20 protein-coding genes are annotated in these 19317 nt (G+C 40.9%); 10 read left to right on the top strand and 10 right to left on the bottom strand.

Annotation, left to right across the window (positions count from 1 at the left end):
• Positions 1 to 345: 345 nt before the first annotated feature.
• Complete coding sequence (locus V7K42_RS27720) at positions 346 to 744, top strand: response regulator (protein WP_334920774.1); 399 nt, start codon at positions 346 to 348, stop codon at positions 742 to 744.
• On the opposite strand, the gene V7K42_RS27715 is transcribed toward V7K42_RS27720, so the two are convergent.
• Positions 710 to 1120 (bottom strand): DUF2294 domain-containing protein, encoded by a 411-nt coding sequence (locus V7K42_RS27715; RefSeq protein ID WP_334920772.1) that lies wholly within the window; start codon positions 1118 to 1120, stop codon positions 710 to 712. The genes V7K42_RS27720 and V7K42_RS27715 overlap by 35 nt on opposite strands.
• 416 nt (positions 1121 to 1536) lie before the next feature.
• Positions 1537 to 1662 (bottom strand): hypothetical protein, encoded by a 126-nt coding sequence (locus V7K42_RS27710; RefSeq protein WP_334920770.1) that lies wholly within the window; start codon positions 1660 to 1662, stop codon positions 1537 to 1539.
• 483 nt (positions 1663 to 2145) lie between these two features.
• Here V7K42_RS27710 and V7K42_RS27705 point away from each other — a divergent pair, with 483 nt between their 5' ends.
• A complete protein-coding gene (locus V7K42_RS27705; protein WP_334920768.1) occupies positions 2146 to 2628 on the top strand; it encodes a tetratricopeptide repeat protein in 483 nt (160 codons plus the stop codon).
• 803 nt (positions 2629 to 3431) lie between these two features.
• Here V7K42_RS27705 and dcd read toward each other — a convergent pair.
• Complete coding sequence (dcd, locus tag V7K42_RS27700; protein WP_219852199.1) at positions 3432 to 4001, bottom strand: dCTP deaminase; 570 nt, start codon at positions 3999 to 4001, stop codon at positions 3432 to 3434.
• A 92-nt stretch (positions 4002 to 4093) separates the two neighbouring features.
• Entirely contained in the window at positions 4094 to 4630 is a 537-nt protein-coding gene (locus V7K42_RS27695) for a P-loop NTPase family protein (RefSeq protein ID WP_334920766.1), read from the bottom strand.
• A gap of 343 nt (positions 4631 to 4973) precedes the next feature.
• On the opposite strand from V7K42_RS27695, the gene V7K42_RS27690 reads away from it, so the two are divergent.
• From V7K42_RS27690 to V7K42_RS27670, 5 genes are all read left to right on the top strand, one after another.
• Positions 4974 to 5597: an adenylate kinase family protein gene (locus V7K42_RS27690; protein WP_334920764.1), complete on the top strand. Its 624-nt coding sequence runs from the start codon at positions 4974 to 4976 to the stop codon at positions 5595 to 5597.
• A 126-nt stretch (positions 5598 to 5723) separates the two neighbouring features.
• Positions 5724 to 6467: a ribonuclease PH gene (gene rph / locus V7K42_RS27685; protein ID WP_334920762.1), complete on the top strand. Its 744-nt coding sequence runs from the start codon at positions 5724 to 5726 to the stop codon at positions 6465 to 6467.
• Positions 6468 to 6747: 280 nt separating this feature from the next.
• Positions 6748 to 7491: a 6-phosphogluconolactonase gene (gene pgl / locus V7K42_RS27680; RefSeq protein ID WP_334920760.1), complete on the top strand. Its 744-nt coding sequence runs from the start codon at positions 6748 to 6750 to the stop codon at positions 7489 to 7491.
• Positions 7492 to 7947: 456 nt separating this feature from the next.
• Complete coding sequence (locus V7K42_RS27675; RefSeq protein WP_334920758.1) at positions 7948 to 8820, top strand: FHA domain-containing protein; 873 nt, start codon at positions 7948 to 7950, stop codon at positions 8818 to 8820.
• Between the two features lie 463 nt (positions 8821 to 9283).
• Positions 9284 to 11353 (top strand): tetratricopeptide repeat protein, encoded by a 2070-nt coding sequence (locus V7K42_RS27670; protein ID WP_334920756.1) that lies wholly within the window; start codon positions 9284 to 9286, stop codon positions 11351 to 11353.
• 11 nt (positions 11354 to 11364) lie between these two features.
• Here V7K42_RS27670 and V7K42_RS27665 read toward each other — a convergent pair whose 3' ends face one another.
• The 3 genes from V7K42_RS27665 to V7K42_RS27655 all read right to left on the bottom strand — a co-directional run bounded on the left by V7K42_RS27665 (position 11365) and on the right by V7K42_RS27655 (position 14983).
• Positions 11365 to 12147, bottom strand: coding sequence for a hypothetical protein (locus V7K42_RS27665; RefSeq protein WP_094333026.1), 783 nt, complete (start codon positions 12145 to 12147; stop codon positions 11365 to 11367).
• A gap of 130 nt (positions 12148 to 12277) precedes the next feature.
• Positions 12278 to 13810 (bottom strand): DUF1565 domain-containing protein, encoded by a 1533-nt coding sequence (locus V7K42_RS27660; RefSeq protein WP_334920753.1) that lies wholly within the window; start codon positions 13808 to 13810, stop codon positions 12278 to 12280.
• A 642-nt stretch (positions 13811 to 14452) separates the two neighbouring features.
• Positions 14453 to 14983, bottom strand: a complete 531-nt coding sequence (locus V7K42_RS27655; RefSeq protein ID WP_334920752.1) for a pentapeptide repeat-containing protein — start codon at positions 14981 to 14983, stop codon at positions 14453 to 14455.
• Between the two features lie 248 nt (positions 14984 to 15231).
• Between V7K42_RS27655 and V7K42_RS27650 the strand changes: the two genes are divergently transcribed.
• Complete coding sequence (locus V7K42_RS27650) at positions 15232 to 15438, top strand: hypothetical protein (protein WP_334920750.1); 207 nt, start codon at positions 15232 to 15234, stop codon at positions 15436 to 15438.
• A gap of 247 nt (positions 15439 to 15685) precedes the next feature.
• Here the strand turns inward: V7K42_RS27650 and V7K42_RS27645 are convergent, their stop codons facing one another.
• Positions 15686 to 17080: a TldD/PmbA family protein gene (locus V7K42_RS27645; RefSeq protein WP_334920748.1), complete on the bottom strand. Its 1395-nt coding sequence runs from the start codon at positions 17078 to 17080 to the stop codon at positions 15686 to 15688.
• 311 nt (positions 17081 to 17391) lie between these two features.
• Here V7K42_RS27645 and V7K42_RS27640 point away from each other — a divergent pair, with 311 nt between their 5' ends.
• Together V7K42_RS27640 and rpsU are read left to right on the top strand one after the other, a co-directional pair.
• Positions 17392 to 17715, top strand: coding sequence for an RNA recognition motif domain-containing protein (locus V7K42_RS27640; protein ID WP_094333030.1), 324 nt, complete (start codon positions 17392 to 17394; stop codon positions 17713 to 17715).
• Positions 17716 to 17840: 125 nt separating this feature from the next.
• The gene (rpsU, locus tag V7K42_RS27635) at positions 17841 to 18032 is read left to right on the top strand and encodes a 30S ribosomal protein S21 (protein WP_334696633.1); all 192 of its coding nucleotides are present in this window, start codon (positions 17841 to 17843) and stop codon (positions 18030 to 18032) included.
• Positions 18033 to 18711: 679 nt separating this feature from the next.
• Here the strand turns inward: rpsU and V7K42_RS27630 are convergent.
• Together V7K42_RS27630 and V7K42_RS27625 are read right to left on the bottom strand one after the other, a co-directional pair.
• Positions 18712 to 18870 carry a CopG family transcriptional regulator gene (locus V7K42_RS27630; protein WP_094333032.1) on the bottom strand — a complete coding sequence of 53 codons (159 nt, stop codon included), beginning with the start codon at positions 18868 to 18870 and terminating at the stop codon, positions 18712 to 18714.
• Positions 18871 to 19136: 266 nt separating this feature from the next.
• Positions 19137 to 19317, bottom strand: a 181-nt coding sequence (locus V7K42_RS27625) for a hypothetical protein (protein ID WP_334920745.1), incomplete at its 5' end; no start/stop codon positions are given.

The following is a 19317-nucleotide window of genomic DNA, read 5'->3' as shown; positions in this document are numbered from 1 at the left end:
TCGCATTTGCACGTCAGTTACAAGATAAAGTAAAAGGTTATTAAGGATATAGGTTTACAGACGCGCTCTGCGAGATACAAATTATTTTGTCGATATTTGCAAGTATATACGTCATCTATGATACTATTTGCTTGATATTAAAGTGTTATATTTTTCTTTAAATTCAGTGTAGATGCATAACAAAATTGATTATACACCAGCCTATTCATTTGATTAATGCTTTAGTTAATCTCCTGAACACATCATCGTATATTTACTTAAGCACTTGCCAGAAAAAAGACCTCTTGGTTTTCCTGATGGGCTGAGTCTTTATGCCTAGCCTTTCTTGGACAGGAATCACTACTGATGAATGGACAGCCTTTAATTTTGATTGTAGAACAGAGTCTACATGATTTAGAGTTACTTAATTCTCATCTAGGAATATTAAATTTTTCATGCATTTGTACCAAACAAGGAGTGAGGGCTGTAATATTGGCACAAACTCATCAACCAGATGTAATTCTTCTAGATATAATGCTATCTAATTTGGGTGCGAACCGAGTCATTGACGATCTCAAACACGATACAAAAACTGCGACTATCCCAATCATTGCATTAACACCTCTAACAGTGGTACAGGATGATGAATTCAGTATGCTCGCAGGATTTGATGATTGCATTACTAAACCCTATGATTTTAATCAATTAGAAATGGTAATTAGTCGTCATATCAGTCAGCTAAATTATTTAAATTTATCTTGGTAAGAGATTCGGGATTAGGAACATCAGGTAATTGATTGAAAACCACAATAATCCCAGTCCGGCCAGCTGCTAAATTTGTATTGGTCATGAGCTCAAGGACAGGTTGACCAATAATTAACTCAATCAAACTTTTCAACTCTGGTTTAATAATTGTTTCTAAATACAAGCGTACTTGTTCGGCTAAAGTAGCATAACCTTCTTTCAGTAGAGTGTATTCAGCTTGGGTAACAGAATTTTCTAGGGAAATTACAATTTCAGCATCTAAAAAATGACAAATAATTTGGCTTGGAGACTTACCTGTTCTCTGATTATATAATTTTACAATCTGCTGTGATATCTCTGTTTCTAATTTCCCAATATCAGCTTGTATCATTAGCATTTATAATGTAATATTTATCGTTATCATCTGGGAATCGAAATATTCAACATTATAGTGGATCTTTATAAATTAGTCATGAATAATTATTAATGTTGTATATAAATTTAGTAGATCAATATGATGTTTTATTGATCGTAAATAAAAGGGTTCAAGACCCCTATCTCTACAGGTAGCCCCAGTTTCAGTCAGGGTTTAAATCCCCCGGAGTTACTCCTCTTATCCCTTGGCGTTAGCCTCTCCCAAAGGGAAAAGGGGAGACGCTACGCGAACGTTTGAAATTGTCTAAAATGTTTGAATTTTGTTAGCGCGGCGTTAGCGAGTCAGGCGAGCGTCATTTTGAATTGTTAAGACTTTATTTGAAAACATTCTTAATTTTAACGTGGGTAAAATTTGTAAATCAGTGATTCGTGTAGTATTCAGTTAATGACTGCATCAATCATCTTATCTTGTGCTAAACCAGCGATCGCTTTTATCTCCCAACCCAGGAATAATATAACTATATTATCCAAGTAGCGATCGAGTTGGGCAGTATACAGCAGCACATCAAAATGTCTCTCACAAAAACCGTTGATCCTTTTCGGTACAGTGAGTAAGCAGCAGGTGTATATCTCTAAGCAAAACGCATCCGAATCATTGCCTTCATCATGAACCGATCTAGGTAGCTACGGCTTGGAATCAGCGACAATTAGCAGCAAAATACCTACCAATGCAGATCGCAGTGCAATCGTGTTTCTGCAATGCTAAAGTGCTTGCTAATTCCATATCAATCCCAAACGGGCATAATTATTATTTTTTTATTAGCTATTAGTCACTAGGCAGCTTTTAACTACCTATAGTCAGTTTTTGTTTTTATGACTCTAAATGTCATGTGTGGTGTTAGTCGTATTGCTGAATAGAATCAACAACACAGAAAATTCATAAATAGCGATTAATCACCGCAAATTTAAAGATGACTTTAAAAATGATTGAATAGATATATTTTGTGAGAAAGTTAATACAAAGGTATATTCACTGATCTCAAATTTATGGATTCTTTATCTATCAATTCCTTACTTGAAGAGTTAAAAAACCCCGATGCTACAGTTCGGGACAAAGCAACCAGAAAAATCTGGCGCATCTGGTTTCAGCAAAAGGGAATCTATGGGCTAGAAATAATCGATCGCAGTCAGAAGTTACTGGATGCAGGTGAAATTGCTGAAGCCGAAACAGCACTGACAGCATTAATCAAAGAACAGCCAGATTTCGCTGAAGCCTGGAATCGTCGGGCTTTTCTCTATTACAGTATTGGTGATTATCGGAAATCTCTGGCAGATTGTCAGATGGTTGTGCAGATAAATCCAATACATTTTGGGGCACTTCACGGCATGGGCTTGTGTTACGCGGCACTAGGAGAGTATGGTGAAGCTATTCGAGCTTTTCAACGCGCTCTCGAAATTCAGCCCTATTCGCTAGTGAATCAAAAGTTGATTCTAGAATGTACATTTAGATTCAGCTACAACGGTAGATAGGAGAGAGATTATACTGTCTTATAAATCCGTTATCACCCTCATCACCAACAATTCATCACCTTAGTAGCCACAATTTTATTCAATATGGTTTTATCTGCACTGATAGCAGTGTCTTTGCTACTTATACTACCAGCAAACGACCGTCAACTAGCAATTTTCGGTTGGATAAAGTTACCTTTGATATAAACTGGATAGCACAAGCAAAACATGGCGGGTTTTACCAGGTGATAGGCACTAATATTTATACAGACCAAAATTTAGATGTCAGCATCAAAATAGTTGCCTCCAGGTTTCCAGTAGTACTCAATTGTTGATGGGGGTGCGGTAGATTTCTTTAGGGGTTATGGTATTAATGCCGTGAACGCCATAGCACAAGGTATTCCCAAAATTACAGTTTTAGCAATTTTCCAGAATAGATCCCCAGTGTTTCATCGCCCATCCCAACACAGCAACTAAAACCCTTGTTGATTTCAAAGGTAAGCCTATTTATATATCTACTTCTATTAACATCACCTATTGGTCTATTTTGAAAGCGAAGTCCGGTTATTAATGATGATTAGAAACGCCCTTACAATTTTTTTTCTGCCTCCTTTTCTGACTGACAAAAACTTAGCGCTGCAAGATTAGATCGCATCTGAACTCTTCGCTATTGAAAAGCTGAGGGGGTTTAAGGTAGTGGTATTTTTATTAGCAGATTATGTTTATCAAACCTATACAACTACTAACTATTGAAACCAAAAAAGAACTACTAGAAAAAATCCCGATTTAGAGCAGTGATTATATAGTTCCCATTGTTGCGATGTTTAAATACGAGCCAAAGTCACAATTTCTTGCTGATCCTGATATTTGCCCTGACGAGCTTCATAACTAATGGCACAGGGTTCACCTTCTAAAAATAGTAATTGCACCACGCCTTCGTTAGCGTAAATGCGACAGTCTGCGCTGGAAGAGTTGGAAAATTCTAAAGTTAAATGGCCTCGCCATGCAGCTTCAGCAGGTGTTAGATTCGCTATTATTCCACATCTTGCGTAAGTCGATTTACCTATACAAATTACAGTAATATTTTCAGGAACCTCCAGCTTTTCTAGGGCAACCCCAAGTCCATAGGAATGAGCAGGTAAAATAAAGTAATTGCCATTGGCATCAGTATGCAGTGCTGTTGGCTCTAAATTCTGGGGATTAAAGTTTTTGGGATCAACTACGGTTCCGGGGATATGGCGAAAAATGCGGAACTCAGCCGAGGAAAGGCGTATATCGTACCCATAAGAAGACAAGCCGTAGCTAATCACAGGTTGAACTGCTACAGACTCATCTTTTTGCACTTTTCGGATTAGGCTCGGTTCAAAGGGCGAAATCAAACCCTTTTGAGCCATTTCAGTAATCCAGATATCGTTCTTAATCACAAATTCGCTGCTAACGTTAATTCAAATAGACTCGATATATTAGCACGAACTGAGTATTTTATTTAGGGTCGATAACTCCGACGGATTTCTGTAATTTGATCTGCCACATCCAAGAGAGATTTAGGCATCTCTGGGCCTGTGAGAATAATATCAACGTGAGGAGGGCGTTTTGCCAGAAACGCTAAAACTTCGGTTTCAGAAATTAAACCAAAGTTAATCGCTAAACTTAACTCATCCAATACGACGAGAGAATACTTACTCTTACACACTACATTTTGTGTATATTGCCACAGTTTTTGTAAGGCTTGGTTTTCCGTATCGTCTAGATGTGGTGTATCGATACAACGAGGCAAATCACAGCGAATCCAATCTAAATTTTGCCCTAATTGTATGGGTCGATCGTGTCCTTGACGAATACCCCCTTTAAGAAACTGTACGATTAATACTGGCGTTCCTTGTCCTGCTATTCTCAGTGATTGAGCCATAACGGTCGTAAAAAAGTTGCGATGGGAGCTAGTGAAAACTTGCACTAGCCCTTCAACTGGATATGGTAGGGCAGGGGTTGAATTGATACTTGAGGTTTCTAGCTGGGCAACCATAGATTAAAGTTCAAAAAGATACAATAAATTAAATATTTTTGCTGACAGGATTTATTACAAATCTGCCTGTATAATCAATCTGTTTTTCACCAGTGTGGTGGATCTTGCAAATTGCATTCTTAGTCAAACACTACGTTTGTGTGGAAGTCAAGAGTTATTGGAGTGAAAATTACGTCTTTTCTCTATAGGCGATCGTCAAAATTAAAACATAATTGTTACAGATCCAATGATTTAAAAAAGCTGGGTAAAAGGTCTGAAAATCCCTAAATGTTAAATTTTTAGGTTGTTTGGGCAAAACAGACTTAGTAAGTAGTGAATTTGACAGCAAGAGGGGTAAATTGTTGTGAGATTGGTGATTCTGGGAGGTTCAGGATCGGGGAAAAGCACTCAAGCACAAAGGCTTGGCAGATACTTTGATATTCCTCTGATTTCTACAGGTGAGATTTTACGGGAAGCAATATCTGGCTATCAGCCCCTACCGGAATTTCGATGCTCAGAAACCGATCCTCGGACTTCTCTTTCGGTTTACGCTAGTCTGAGTGAACTAGGCTATCACACACAGCCCTATATACAAAAAGGGGAGTTAGTTCCAGACGAAGCGATCGTTGAATTGATCGGGGTTCGCCTCAGACAACCAGATATTAACTGCGATTGGGTCTTGGAAGGCTATCCTCGTACTGCTTTCCAAGCTGAAGAATTAGATTTTTTATTGGATAATTTAGGGCAAAAGCTAGATTGGGCAATTTATCTCCAAGTTCCAGAAGCAGTCATGGTTAGTCGATCGTTGGGGCGATCGCTACCAGATGACCAACCAGAAATCGTGCAGCGCCGTGTCGAATTATTCTACGATCGCACCATCCCCATCCTCGAATATTACGACTGTCATCGCCGCCTATTGACGATCAATGGCGACCAGTCACCAGATATGGTACAGCAAAATATTTTGACTCTACTTTCAGTTGCTTAGAAAAGTGCGATTGGGGAAGTTATCAGTTAGGAAGAATTCTTCCCAATTTCCAATTTCCGATGCCCATTTACAACACTAAGGTAATCTTAAGGCAGTATTCTAGATAAAAATCTTGAGGCAACTCCAATGGCTTGGCAGCGTCCAGATGGTCGGATTCCCTACGAACTACGTCCGATCAGCTTTTACCCCAATTTCACTCGCTTTGCCCCCGGTTCTGTTCTCGCAAGATGCGGTGATACTCAGGTACTTTGTACTGTCAGCGTTAATAAGGGAGTCCCGAAGTTTCTTGAAGGAACTGGTAAAGGCTGGCTAACTGCTGAGTACCGAATGATACCATCTGCTACATATAAACGCCAAGAAAGGGAATTATTGAAATTATCTGGACGGACGCAAGAAATTCAACGCTTAATTGGCCGTAGCTTACGCGCAGCAGTGGATTTTGAGGCATTAGGAGAACGCACCCTGACTGTGGATGCTGATGTGTTACAAGCAGATGCCGGAACTCGAACAACAGCTATTACAGGCTCCTTTGTGGCGTTGGCTCATGCAATTTCTAAATTGTTGCAAGAAGGCGTGTTAGAGCGATCGCCTCTGTGTGGACAGGTAGCAGCAGTTTCCGTAGGATTACTGGAGGGTGAGCCATTTTTGGATCTAAATTATATCGAAGATGTGGCTGCAACAGTAGATTTTAATGTAGTAATGAATCAACATTTGGGAATCATTGAAGTCCAAGGAACAGCCGAAGAAGGTAGCTTTAGCCGCACCCAGTTGGATCAACTGCTAGATGTGGCCCAAAAGGGAATTCAGGAATTGTTAATCGCCCAACGCGAAGCGATCGCTAATTGGGAAACATTGTTTGTAATTAATTAGTTTTATTAATTTTTAATAAGAATTAATAAATGTATCCTTTGTGGCATTAATCAACAAAGTATCAAGTAACTGGATGTAAATAAAAATAATGCGCGATAGTAGTTAGTGGTTGGTGGTTAGTATGACTGACTACTGACAACTTAGTGTTGAAGGTGATAATGAGCATCTACATTTTCCAGCCTACTTAATCTACGATGTTAAATGTTTCAAAAGTTAAAAAGGGAGATTGTAATAAGTTCGGTATGGTATTGCTGGAAGCCAGCAATATGATGATGAAGCCATGAACAAAACCGTTGAAGTTCTACCGGATCAGCCAGCGCTGGTTGCACGAGCGCTAGAATTAATTTTGTCCAAGTTAGAAAGTGCTATTGAGCAGCGAGGGCGGTTTACCATCGCCTTATCTGGCGGCAGTACACCTAAACCGTTATACGAAGCGATGCCTTCGGCGGGCTACGCCTACGCTGCTCAAAAACTGCCTTGGGATAAAATTCATATATTCTGGGGGGATGAGCGTTACGTACCACCAGATCACCCCGATAGTAATGAGCTGATGACGCGTCGTGCATGGCTAGATCGTGTTGACATTCCAGCAGCTAACATTCATCCCGTACCAACCTTAGAAGCCAATCCAGAACTGGCTGCTGCTAAATATGAACAACATCTCAAAGAATTTTTCCATTCTTCTGGGGTTGAGTTTCCCGCGTTGGATGTAGTATTGCTAGGAATGGGTGATGATGCACATACTGCATCTTTGTTTCCCCACACAGAGGCTCTCAAAGTACGCGATCGCCTAGTTACAGTGGGTAACAAAGACGGAAATCACCGGATAAGTTTTACATACCCCTTCATCAACTCTGCTCGCAGTGTGATTTTTATGGTTGCTGGTGCTAATAAAAGACCAGCTTTGGCGCAAGTCTTTGCACCTGTAGCTGATGACTTCACTTACCCATCCCGCTTAATTCGGCCCCAAGGCGAACTATGGTGGCTGCTGGATGCAGCAGCTGGTTTGGAACTGCAACGTTAAACAATTGGGGATTGGGGAAGGTGGGGCCCCCTCTGGGGATAAGGGGTAATGAGGATTGGAGATTGGGAATTGGGAACTTTTACTAAGCGTAGCCCAAGTATTGGGCATTGAGCATTGGGGAAAGATTTACTACAACTTCTCTCTCCTTTGCCCCCCTGCCCCCCTGCCCCTCTGCTCCTCTGCCCCCCTGCTCCCCTATAAGGGACTTCCAACTAAAAAAATATCCCATCGCTTTGGCGAGAAGGGGAGGCAGGGGGCGCAGGGGAAGCAGGGGAGGAAGAATCTAATTGATCATCTTCGCTCCAAAATTGAATAATTTAATTTCTGGAAGTCCCTAAGAACGTCCAAAATTCATCGTTCCATCAGCAGTAATTGCTAAAATCTAAAGCTAGGCCCGCTCTCTGCTTGCCAGTCCTACCTAATTTTATGATGATCTTGAACAAAGGCTAAATATCGATGATCGTCTGCCCTAATTGCAATCATCCCAACCCTGATGGCGCTGTCCAATGTGAAGCTTGTTATACACCGTTACCTGCGACTACTAACTGTCCCAGTTGTGGAGCAAATGTGCAGGCAGATGCTGCATTCTGCGGTCAGTGTGGCTATAACCTTCACTCCGCAGGAGTTCCACACGTTCATAGTACGGTAGCTACAACAGTTACTCCCGATGTTCCAGTGGAAGTACCGCCATTAGTTCCACCCGATCCACTATTAGAACTTTTACAACCAGATGCTTTGGGAATAAGCGGTTCTACTAACTCTCATCCTCCTAGTTCATCTTTACCACCAACAGAGATGGCAGTTCCTCCATCGGCTCCCGCACAGGGAGCTGTTGCAGAAAGTAGCCCCCCAGAACCAATGCCAACCGTTGAAGCTCAACCTGTAGTCTCTGGACAAAGTATTCCGACTCCACCACCGTTGGAACCACCGCCAGTCTCTGAAGCTGAAGTACCCCCGCCAGCAACTCCAACCGCAACTGTAGCCAGAACGCAATTGCAGCAGGTTATGGCGCGGTTAATCCACGTTCAAACCGATCGCCTAATTGAATTGCCACAAAATCTCTCTGTGATTCATATCGGCAAGCCTAATGACCGGATTCCTCCAGATATAGACGTTTCAGGATTTCCCAATTCAGAAGTTGTCTCGCGGATTCATGCAGATATTCGCGTTGAGGGAGATGCTCACTATGTAGAAGATGTGGGAAGTTCTAATGGTACTTACATTAATAACTTGCCACTTTTACCGGGGAATCGTCATCGATTGCGACCAGGCGATCGCATCAGCTTGGGTAAAGGAGACTTGATGACATTCCTCTTTCAACTTGCTTAACTGATTCTCCATTAATTGTGACATTAGTCTAAGCATTTTCTGCCCATCCTCCAACATTGGTTTTGGCGGAGAAACAAATGCACTGCATCAGACAGGCGACGGATAACTATGTTGTTCACTTTAGCTAGATAAGTGATATCAAATAACTCCCCTTAATGGGGAGTCGGTAGTTAACGATCGTTAGTCGTTGGTCACAATGGACACAGCTAGTTTGAATTTTTTAAACAGCAGCCTAAGATTGCAGGCTGCTGTTTGAGAAATGAACAATGACTAAACAAACCGCTTTTTCCAAACGCTCTAAAACGGAATTCTCTAGTGCTGGTATTACTGCGACTGATGCGAATATAGAGACCTGCTGAGTATAGATTCCATTGCCTCTACAACATATAACCACTTAATTCTGTTATAGATTGGAGAGAGGCCCGCCGCTTCAAAAACTGACCAACAGACTGAGATGGTTGTTATGAAGAGCAAAAATCAAGCTATTTTCGCTTTAATTGCAAAAAACACTATTGTCTTTTTACCTTTACTGTTATCCGTTGGAATTGCCAGTGGACAATCTGCACCATTACCTTCCCCAGCACTAACTCCTACTCCGGTCTTATCAAATCAGGAACGGGAAGAATTAACACGACTACGAGCCGAAAAGCGAATTCAACAGCAAGTCCAATCTGATTTTAAGAACGCTTTTAGCCGTACAACTATCTTAATCGATATCTGGCTAGTAATATTAAGTCTATTTCCAGTCGCAATCATTGCTTTATTTTGGCTTCTCCGACGGGTGGTAATCCGAGAAATTATTGAGAGAGCAATGCAACAATTACAGGGAATGGAAAAACTACAAAATCAGTTAACTAGCGTTAAGCAAGAGTCTGAAAATATTATTCAAGAAGCTAGAAAAATAAATTATGAATTAGAACAGGAAACGGTTAGTTTACAACAAAAAATTAAAACCGAACAAGAAAACTTATCTACCCTGACATCGGAATTCGATTTAGCTAAAACAGGGGTATTAAGTAGATTAGAAACTCAACTCAAAAAATCTCAAGAAAATATAAAAATATTGGAGTCAAAATTTACTTCTGGGCTATCTAAGTTAGAGTTAGAAGCTCAACAACAAAGAGAGATAGCACTGGAAAATCTAGGAAATTTAGCATCTGTTCTGACACAAGAATTGTCTAAATTAAAGTTAGGTGTACAACAGCAGCAAGAACTAACTGTTGCTGATTTAGAAGTATCAAAGTCTGAGTTTACCTCTCAACTTTCTGGATGGCTATCTGATGCTCAAAATGAAAAAGATATAGTTATTGAAAGTTTGACAAATTTACAGTTAGAATTTGTCGAAAAATTATCAAAATTACAAGTAAATGCTCAACAAAAAAAAGATATTACTCTTGAGGATTTAGGAAAAATAGATAATCAACTTAAATCTCAATTATCTGAATTACAGGCGGATGCTCACGAACAGAAAAATAAAATATTTGAGATTTTTGCAGCATTGCAGTCAGAGTTTGCCGAACAACTATCTGAATTACAAATAGATGCTCAAAAACGAAAAGAGATAATCATTGAAAATTTAGAAAAATCTGGTTCTGAGTTTAGTTTACAATTTTCCGAATTGCAATGGAATGCTCAACAACAAAAGATTCTCATTTTGGAGAAGTTAGAAAGATTAGAAACTGAGTTTGTATCTCAACTCTCGGATTTACAATTGGATGCCCAAGAAAGAAAGGATCTTATCCTTCAAGAACTAACTGAAATTACACCTGAATCTATCCTAGAGGCGGTGAATTCGGAAGTTGAAGAAGAAATGCAGGAACAGCTACAACAACCGGAATTCACTGCTGATGAGTATGTACAACAGGGAGATGCGTTGTTTTCCCAAAAACGCTATGAAGATGCGATCGCAGCTTACAACCAAGCAGTTAAAATCCAAGCTGATGAACCTGTTACTTGGTTAAAACGAGGCTTAACTCTCGGAAGGTTAAAACGCTACAAAGATGCGATCGCGTCTTACGACCGAGCGATTAAACTCCAACCAGAGTATCATCAAGCTTGGTGCGATCGCGGCGTTGCTTTTGGAAACTTACAACAGCATCAACAAGCCTTTGCTTCATTTGATAAAGCTACACAAATTAAGCCTGATGATGCTGTAGCTTGGTTAAATCGCGGTCTTTCTCTAGTGACTTTAGAACAGTATGAAGAGGCAATAGCATCTTTTGATAAAGCGCTAGAATTCCAACCAAATTCTCCCAAAATCTGGGATAAACGCGGTTATACTTTGGTAAGATTGGGACGCGATGATGAAGCGATCGCTAGTTTTAATAAAGCCTTAGAAATTAAGCCCGATTATGCTAGTGCCTATTACAACAAAGCAGCCTGTTACGCACTGCAAAGACAAGTTGAACTATCTCTGGGAACTCTCAAACAAGCAATTGAATTTAATTCCAGGTATAAAGAAGACGCGGCAACTGACCTAGATTTTGATGATATTGCTGATGATGAGCGTTTTAGACAGTTAGTTGCAGAGTAAAAAGTTATTTGTCATTGATTCTTCTCCTTCACTGCCTCACCCCCCATATCTGGTGGATTCTGTTCGCCAGACATCGCCTTGAGTTTAGATGTAAAAGACTCAGAGCGATCGCTTTTTTCTGGAGTAAATTGCCCGATAGGGGCATGAATAGCAGCAGGTGGGAGCAGTTTGGGCTGTCGTTGATGATGGCTTGATGATGGAGAAGGCAATGGAATTTCTTGTGAAGTTTGCCTTTGGCTGACAGCAGGCGATCGCTGAAGGGTTGCCGAAGAGGTAAACTTCCCCGTTAGGGGGGACTTCAAGACGGTTTTATTGTCTCTATCTTCCTGCTTCTCGTGTTCTTCACTCAAAGATGTCTTTTGTTCAGAACTTTTCAGTTGTAGAGTTGCAGTATTGCTGTATTGATAGCCGTTACGAATCTTCGCAGGTGGTAATTGAGGACTCGTGACTTTCTCTACAATCGGGTTTTTTTTGGGTAGCGGGAGGGCTGGTGCAGCAAATGAGGTTAAGCTTTGAGGAAATTTGCTACAAATCATCCGTTCAAATTCCATGTTGAAATGATATGTAGCCTGATCCCGGCGCTGCCAAAATACTAAAATTTGCTGCACGGAAACCGCTTTATAACGACCTTGATATAGTGCCTCAATCACTGCCAGGTGTAGCCAATTCAGTGGGTATTGCGTTTGCCAACGCTCAACTAGCTCATTGGCACTATACCCACTGAGGTCAAAACTATAGTTAATTAATAAAGCGATCGCCAAGTTGGCAGAAGTATCTGGAAGTGTTGTTAACATGGGGCTATTAGCTTTCGGCAATAGGTCTAAGATTTTTCACCCATCGCATATTAGCCTAGCGTGCTTTTAACTACATGGTTTTTTTTTCCAAGAGTACCAAGCCGATAAGCAGTGTTTCCTATTCTACTTGTCAAGTTCTGGAATGCAACCCTACATAGACTGATTTAATCGCAGATGTTCGCCCAATGGCAACTAATGCCTGATAAACCATTGCTGCAACTTCGGCACGTGTTGCTAAACGTGAAGGTGCAAGTAGTTTGGGATCTGGGTAATTGACGACGATTTTTTGTTGTGTAGCAGCGGCTACGGCTTTTCGGGCGTAGTCGGGAATGGTATGACGATCGCTATATATTTCTAAAACATCGCTATCAGCAGGTGGTAGTCCCAATCCGTTTACTAGGGAGACAATCACCTGTAGTCGCTGGACGTGTCGTTCAAGGCGAAAAGTGCGATCGCTAAATCCGCCAACAAAGCCACCACTAGCCGCGATTTGGATAGCGCTATAAGCCCAAAAATCCTTTGGTACATCGATAAAATCAGGTGCTGAGATTTTCGGAAATGGGTTAAAGGCGATCGCTACTAGAGATGCATACTGGGCGCGAGTCATGGGTTTATCTGGCTCGTAGCTACCATCAGCAAAACGATGAGTTAAATCCATGCTTACTAGTGCCTGGACAAATGGTTCTGCCCAATGTTCATTTAGTTGAACAGGTGCAGGGAGGTTTTGAGATGGTGATTCAGTCGCAGCCTCAAATAAACTGGTGTTAACTACTACTTCATTAACTGGGATCAATTCAAATAAGCCCTTGATTAGAGAATGATTTAACTGATTACCTACGGAAATTAGCTTTTGTGTAGTAGCATTATATAAATCAAATTCACTATTATCATGAAAAATATTATTAGCAGGCTCTTGGGTATTACCTAAATCGGGAATTGCATTGCCATTGACTAATAGACCACCTTGGGTATTGTAAGTAATGAGATTTTGACGCAGTACTGGTTGGGCGTTGCGAGAAAGTGCGATCGCGGTGCGATTTTCTGATAATTTGTTATTTGCGATCGTCGGGGTGGCAAAGTCACTAATTGCTATGCCCAAAGGATTTCTTTGAAATACATTCCGCAATACTTCTCCCTGGCTATGACCTGCCATCACTAACCCGCTAGCAGTATTTTGCACAAATATATTATCTAAAATTGCAGGTTTGGCATTACCAGTGGTAAACACACCTTCCCGTCCACAGTCCTTCAAAGTATTGTTAGCTAAAGCAGGTGCAGCTGATTCAATCCAGATACCAGTACCTTTGGTTGAAGGATTGGTGACAGTTACACCTAAAATACTAGAATTATCTAGTAAGAGTAGCGTGATATTTTGTATACCAAAGCTGGCACTTTTATACTCCCCACTCCCAGAAATTACAATCCCTGCACCTTTATTAGCTTCGTTACCAACCACCTTTGTCCCTCCAGGGATGACTAGTGGAAACACCTCACCACTAGCGGCGCTGTAAGTACCCGACTCCAGATAAATTAGCGGGGGAATTTTGGTTACTTTTAAGGCACGGGTGAGGCTTTTAAACGGACTCAACCGTGAACCAGTGTTGGTATCATTCCCTGTCATAGGGTTGATATAAAGTGTGACGACGAGGGTAGAGTTCACCATTGATAGTTGAGAGTCAATTGTTTTAATTATGACAATCCTAATTGAAGAAGAATTCAGAAGTCAGAATTCATGAGTCAGAATCAAGACGCTCTCTTTTCTGCCCTTCTGCTCCCCTGCTGTCTCAATGTGCAAATTAAAAACACAATAGCTTATTGCAAGCGGATAATCTGTACGCACAAGTTATAGACTCTCGTCCAACATTCTGAGTTTTCAATCTCAGCGTTCCGTTTTCCCAGTTTAAAGTTCCAAGTTTTGAGGGTGATTGCCTATAGCGGTTCTCAAATGCATAAAATCTAGACCACTGTGGGATAGCAATGGCACTGCTGTACCCCTCCCAGATTTCGTATCCATACATAGTGACTATACTGAGAACGCCAAAGGCAAACCCGCAGGATACAAGAACCGCTTATATTAATAAGATTCTTTCTAAAGAAGTTATATCTAAGACATACACTACTCTGTGTCTGTGTGTCTTCAGTTAAACACCTACGATAAGAAGTCAAGTATACGAAGAGAATTGACTTTAGAGGAAATTCTAAATGTAAAGCAGTTTTCCTTAATGGATAAAATCAGGTTGATAGATTGAGTCAGCAGCCTAGATAGAATACATTCCCATACTCCAGATGGGAATGAAATTAGAATTTAAATATTCTCATCTAGGATGGTTCCTTCTATATTGGCTCCCTCTAGATTTGCTCCACTCAAATTTGTCTGGTGCAAATCTGCTTGGGTAAGATTTGCCTGGGATAAGTCTGCTACAGTTAAGTCTGCACCACTCAAATCAGCTCCATCTAGATTCGCCGCAATTAAATTTGCTTTCTGCAAATCTGCTTCAGTCAAATTAGTTTCGATCAACTTAGCAACTGTCAAATCAGCTTGACTCAAATTAGCTCCTTCCATTGCTGCTCCATCCAAGATAGCTCCATCCAAGATAGCTCCGCTCAAGTTGCTACCAATGAGGTTAGCATTGCTCAAATCTGCTCCATTTAAGTCAGCCTCAATCAAACTGGCATGGGCTAAATTAGCGTGACTCAGATTAGCTCCATCTAAAATTGCTCTATCTAAAATTATGTCACTGAGATTAGCTTCCCTTAAGTTTACCTCGCTCAAATTGACACCAGTAAAGTCTCTAACACCTGCGGCATAGTTTTTCAGAAATTGATCTGCTTTCATAATCTGTCGCTCTGCTTGCTAAGGAACATTTAATTGAGGCTATCAAGATTATCCAGACAGGCAGTAAATCCCCAGTACGCGCCACGTGAGGATTGATATAGTGAATCAAATTAGAGTGAATTACTAAATTACTCTTATCTAGATTAGCCATCTTTGACTTTTAGCGCTACTACCTAGAGTTGTGAGTTACTTTCATCCTTGGGAGGGATGTTTAGGGATGGAAAAATTTAAGCACTAGTGCAAAATTAGTGCAAAGCGATCGCTATAATTCAGATGCAGTTGGTAGCGATCCAGTTCTAAGTAGTCTCGAAAAATCAGATTTTGATGAATATTGGCTATTTGGCTTGGAGGTGAATAACGGTTTAAGCGAAAAAGATATTGCCGGAGTTAATGCTTTTCTGCAACGCGATGGCGGCATTTTGACAACACGCCATCGTCAGGATATGGGCTGTTAGATGGGTGGTTTAGTTGATATTGGTGAGCATAAAAAAAGAGCCACGTGCTTTATGAAGATATTAAAACCTACTTACGTAACGTGGCTTTCTGGCTGGTAAATTGATTTCAATTAAGGCATTTTATGGTGAAAGTATTAGTCTATCAAACTAGCATTGAGAGTTTGTAGTAAGCACTTTAGTCCTTACTACGAACCTGCATCAATTTAAACTAGAGTTAACCCGGAGTAAAAATTATGGTCCGCGTAGTTCACGTTTCTCCACCAACCACTACATCTTGAATTCGGAGACTAGGGCCACCACAACCGACTGACAAACCATTTTGCCCTCCTTTTCCACAACCCCCAGATTCATCCCAGTAAAAATCATCACCAATTGCCTCAATATCCGCTAAAGTTTGGAATACATTTCCTGAAAGCGTTACATCCCGCACAGGTTCAGCAATTTTGCCGTTCCTAATCATCCAGGCTTCCCCAGCACTAAAGGTAAACATTTCCCCATTCGTCATTCCACCTAACCAATTACGGGCATAAACTCCTTCTTTGATATCAGTGAATAAGTCTTTAACTGGTGTTTTACCCCGTTCAATCCAGGTATTTGTCATCCGTACAATCGGATTAAAGTGATAATTCAGACATCGAGCATTACCAGTAGGCGCTTCCTCCAATTTGCCAGCAGTTTCACGAGAATGTAAACGTCCAACTAAAACTCCATCTTTAATTAGTTGAGTAGTTGTAGCAGGCGTGCCTTCATCGTCGTAAAAATAGCTACCGCGATGTCCCTCCGGGGCCGCACCATCAAAAATTTGGAGTTCTTCTGGGCCAAATTGCCGTCCGATGGTCATCACTTCTAGGAGATCGGGGTTTTCATAAGCCATATCAGCTTCAGAAAGATGTCCAAAAGCTTCGTGGACAAACAAACCCGTGAGAATTGGATCGATGACTACGGTATAAGTATTACCTTTGACCGATGGCAGGGATAAAGCTGCGATCGCTCTTTGAGCCGCACCTTTTACTTGTTCATCCAAATCAGTTAAATCTTCGTAAGCTCTCCGAGAGCCAGTAGTTTCCCGTCCAGTTTGTACAGTTTCGCCATTTCTGGCGGTGGCGGCAAAGCGCATTTCCATATCCACCCAAGATTGCTCAATCAAAGTACCTTCTGAGGTAGCGACAATCACTTTTTGGGCGCTGTCACCGTAACGCACTGAGGTCGTGGTAATGCGGTCATCAACGCTTTTGAGCAATTCAGTATAGCGATCGCATAATTGTTTTTTCTTTGAGAGTGTAATTTTTCTGGGGTCGCTGCCTTTTAGAGGTAGAATGCATATTGCTTGCACTGGGTCAATGGGTGCAAGTAAAGTTTCTTCATCACCAACCATCCGCGCCGCAGCGATCGCTTCTTCTATGCGATCTTTAATTGTTCCTAGTTGGTTAAAGCAGCTCAACCCCCATCCACCTTTATAACAAGCGCGAATATGACCACCAATGGAGATGCCAACACTTAGGGTTTCTACCTTGTCGCCACGCAACAAGATATCAGTCCCCTCTGCTTCTTCAAGGCGGATCATCAGATAATCTACACGCTCTGAATAGCGGGCGATCAGGTCAGAAAGTAAATTTTGTGCGTCAGCAAGTATAGTCGGCATTTTCAGGTAGTTACAGTGACGAACTGCATTTATTTTGCAATTATTTGGGCAATTTCTGCTACCCAATATTGGAGTTCACCCATAAATCTAAGACTTAAAGGATGTTTGAGAAGCCTAATAGCGATCGCTGACTCTGAGTACTTCCTTTTTTACAATGGGTAAGAACTGAATGATGTGCTAAGGTAATTAGGTGAGAATAAAATTCGGTTACAGCGTTTGTTTTTAGTATTGACAGGCTTTTCCCTTTTGGTCTTAACAAGCTTGTCTCCGAAATCTAAATCTCTACACACCTATGATTTTGGAGATAACGCATGTCAATTTATGTAGGTAATCTATCCTACGAGGTTACACAAGAAGACCTCACTACAGTTTTTGCAGAACATGGTTCTGTAAAACGCGTTCAGTTGCCTACTGACCGTGAAACAGGTCGTCCACGCGGCTTTGCTTTCGTAGAGATGGGTACAGAAGCTGAAGAAACAGCGGCCATTGAAGCTCTTGATGGTGCTGAGTGGATGGGACGCGATCTCAAAGTGAACAAGGCCAAACCGAAGGAAGATAGAAGTGGTTCCTTTGGTGGTGGTGGTGGCGATCGTCGCGGTGGCGGCGGTGGTGGATACAACCGAGGACGCTACTAAGCTTAAGCTTTAAGATCAAAAATTAAGTTTTAACGTCTTAAGGGCAGAATCATTATCTGCCCTTTTTGCGCTTCGGTCTACTGGATAGCTTGAAATTGCCCAGTACCAATTAAGTAGGAGATGAAATGACCCAAGTATTTGTGGGCGAAAATGAAGGAATTGAGTCAGCCTTACGTCGATTTAAGAGGGAAGTTTCCAAAGCAGGTATTTTTCCAGACATGAGAAAGCATCGTCACTTTGAAACGCCTTTGGAAAAACACAAGCGCAAAGAAGTTGCAAGGCACAAACAACGTAAGAGAAATTTCCGTCACAATTAAGAACAAACATACCTACCTACGGTAAGCTACGCGAACACACTCTCTCATAATATTCTAGGCGATCGATTTCCTCTTAGATATTGAATCTAAAAGGTAGGTTTTGGCAAAGCCATCATTAATTGCGCGATCATAGATGTAAATAAATAAGTTAAGTAAGCAAAGTAAGCATTTTTTTCTTCTCTCGGTATCGCGCCAGTTGCTTCTCCTGTCGGAGACGCTGCGCTAACAAGTCGGGAACTTGCTCAACCTACTAGACTTAGACTTCTCTGCGCGTCCGCAGTAGCCTGCTGCAAGCCACTCCGCCATTCTACGTTAACAAAATTAGACTTTGCACAAAGAGTTTTAAGCTTAACCCAAGCGTATTGGTCTATGGAGTAGTTCATCGAACTAGAGGTAGTTTGGGCAGGAATGCTATTCCCTGCCTTTAAACTCCGCTAGTTATTTTCCTTGAATACGCTGGCAATGATGATAAAAACATAACGAATTTGCGGATTCGTATGTAGGCAAACTATCAGATAAAAACCATCCATATTGGGTATGGTTAAATTAGCAGCATTACATTTAAATTGTGTTCATCTGCTACCAATAGCGCTGTTTTCAGGACAATAACTGTGAAACACTATATTTCACTTTCAAGAGATGTACTTATCATGGTTTTGTTCAGTGCGATTTACTAAGTTTAAGAAACTTTTTCCTCTTGAGTAGAAAGAGAGCGAACTAACTCCCGAATTACATCGGTTGCTGGTCTCCCTGTCATTAAACAGTATTGTTCTAACTTCTGTGCTTCGCTTGATGTCAGATTGATTGTAAGTCTTTTAGCAGCCCATTTTTTATTCATGTAGTAGACAGATAAGCTATATTTTTAAACTACTTCTCTAATATCAATCTTTTAAGCTGCTACTACAATGGTATAAGTAACGACATCTAATTCAAGTAATCATGAAGCAGAATATGATATTTTTCTAAACAATAGTGAAAACGTAGGCATTACTGTGCCAAAACGGGAAAATTGGATGCTAAGACTGAAAGCCTTGTTAAGAAAATTTGCCAAATTTAACACTCAAGACATCGGAGTGTACTTAACTTTATGGTTAATCTTTTAGCTCAGTGTTTATACTTACCACGAGAATAAACCTTCTTTGGTAAGATAATTATCCAAAAAAAAGCCGCAAGCATTGAAGTTAGCTTGGGGCTTTTAGTTAGTAAAAATATACCTGGCATCGAGCTATTTTTGCGTAGGGCTACCCCTAAACTATCGTTGCCGCAACAGCGTTTCACCTCTGAG

The organism is Nostoc sp. (assembly GCF_036917455.1).
GTDB lineage: Bacteria > Cyanobacteriota > Cyanobacteriia > Cyanobacteriales > Nostocaceae > Nostoc.
The sequence above is the reverse complement of the archived record's forward strand: the minus strand, read 5'-3'. Positions and strand labels throughout refer to the sequence as shown.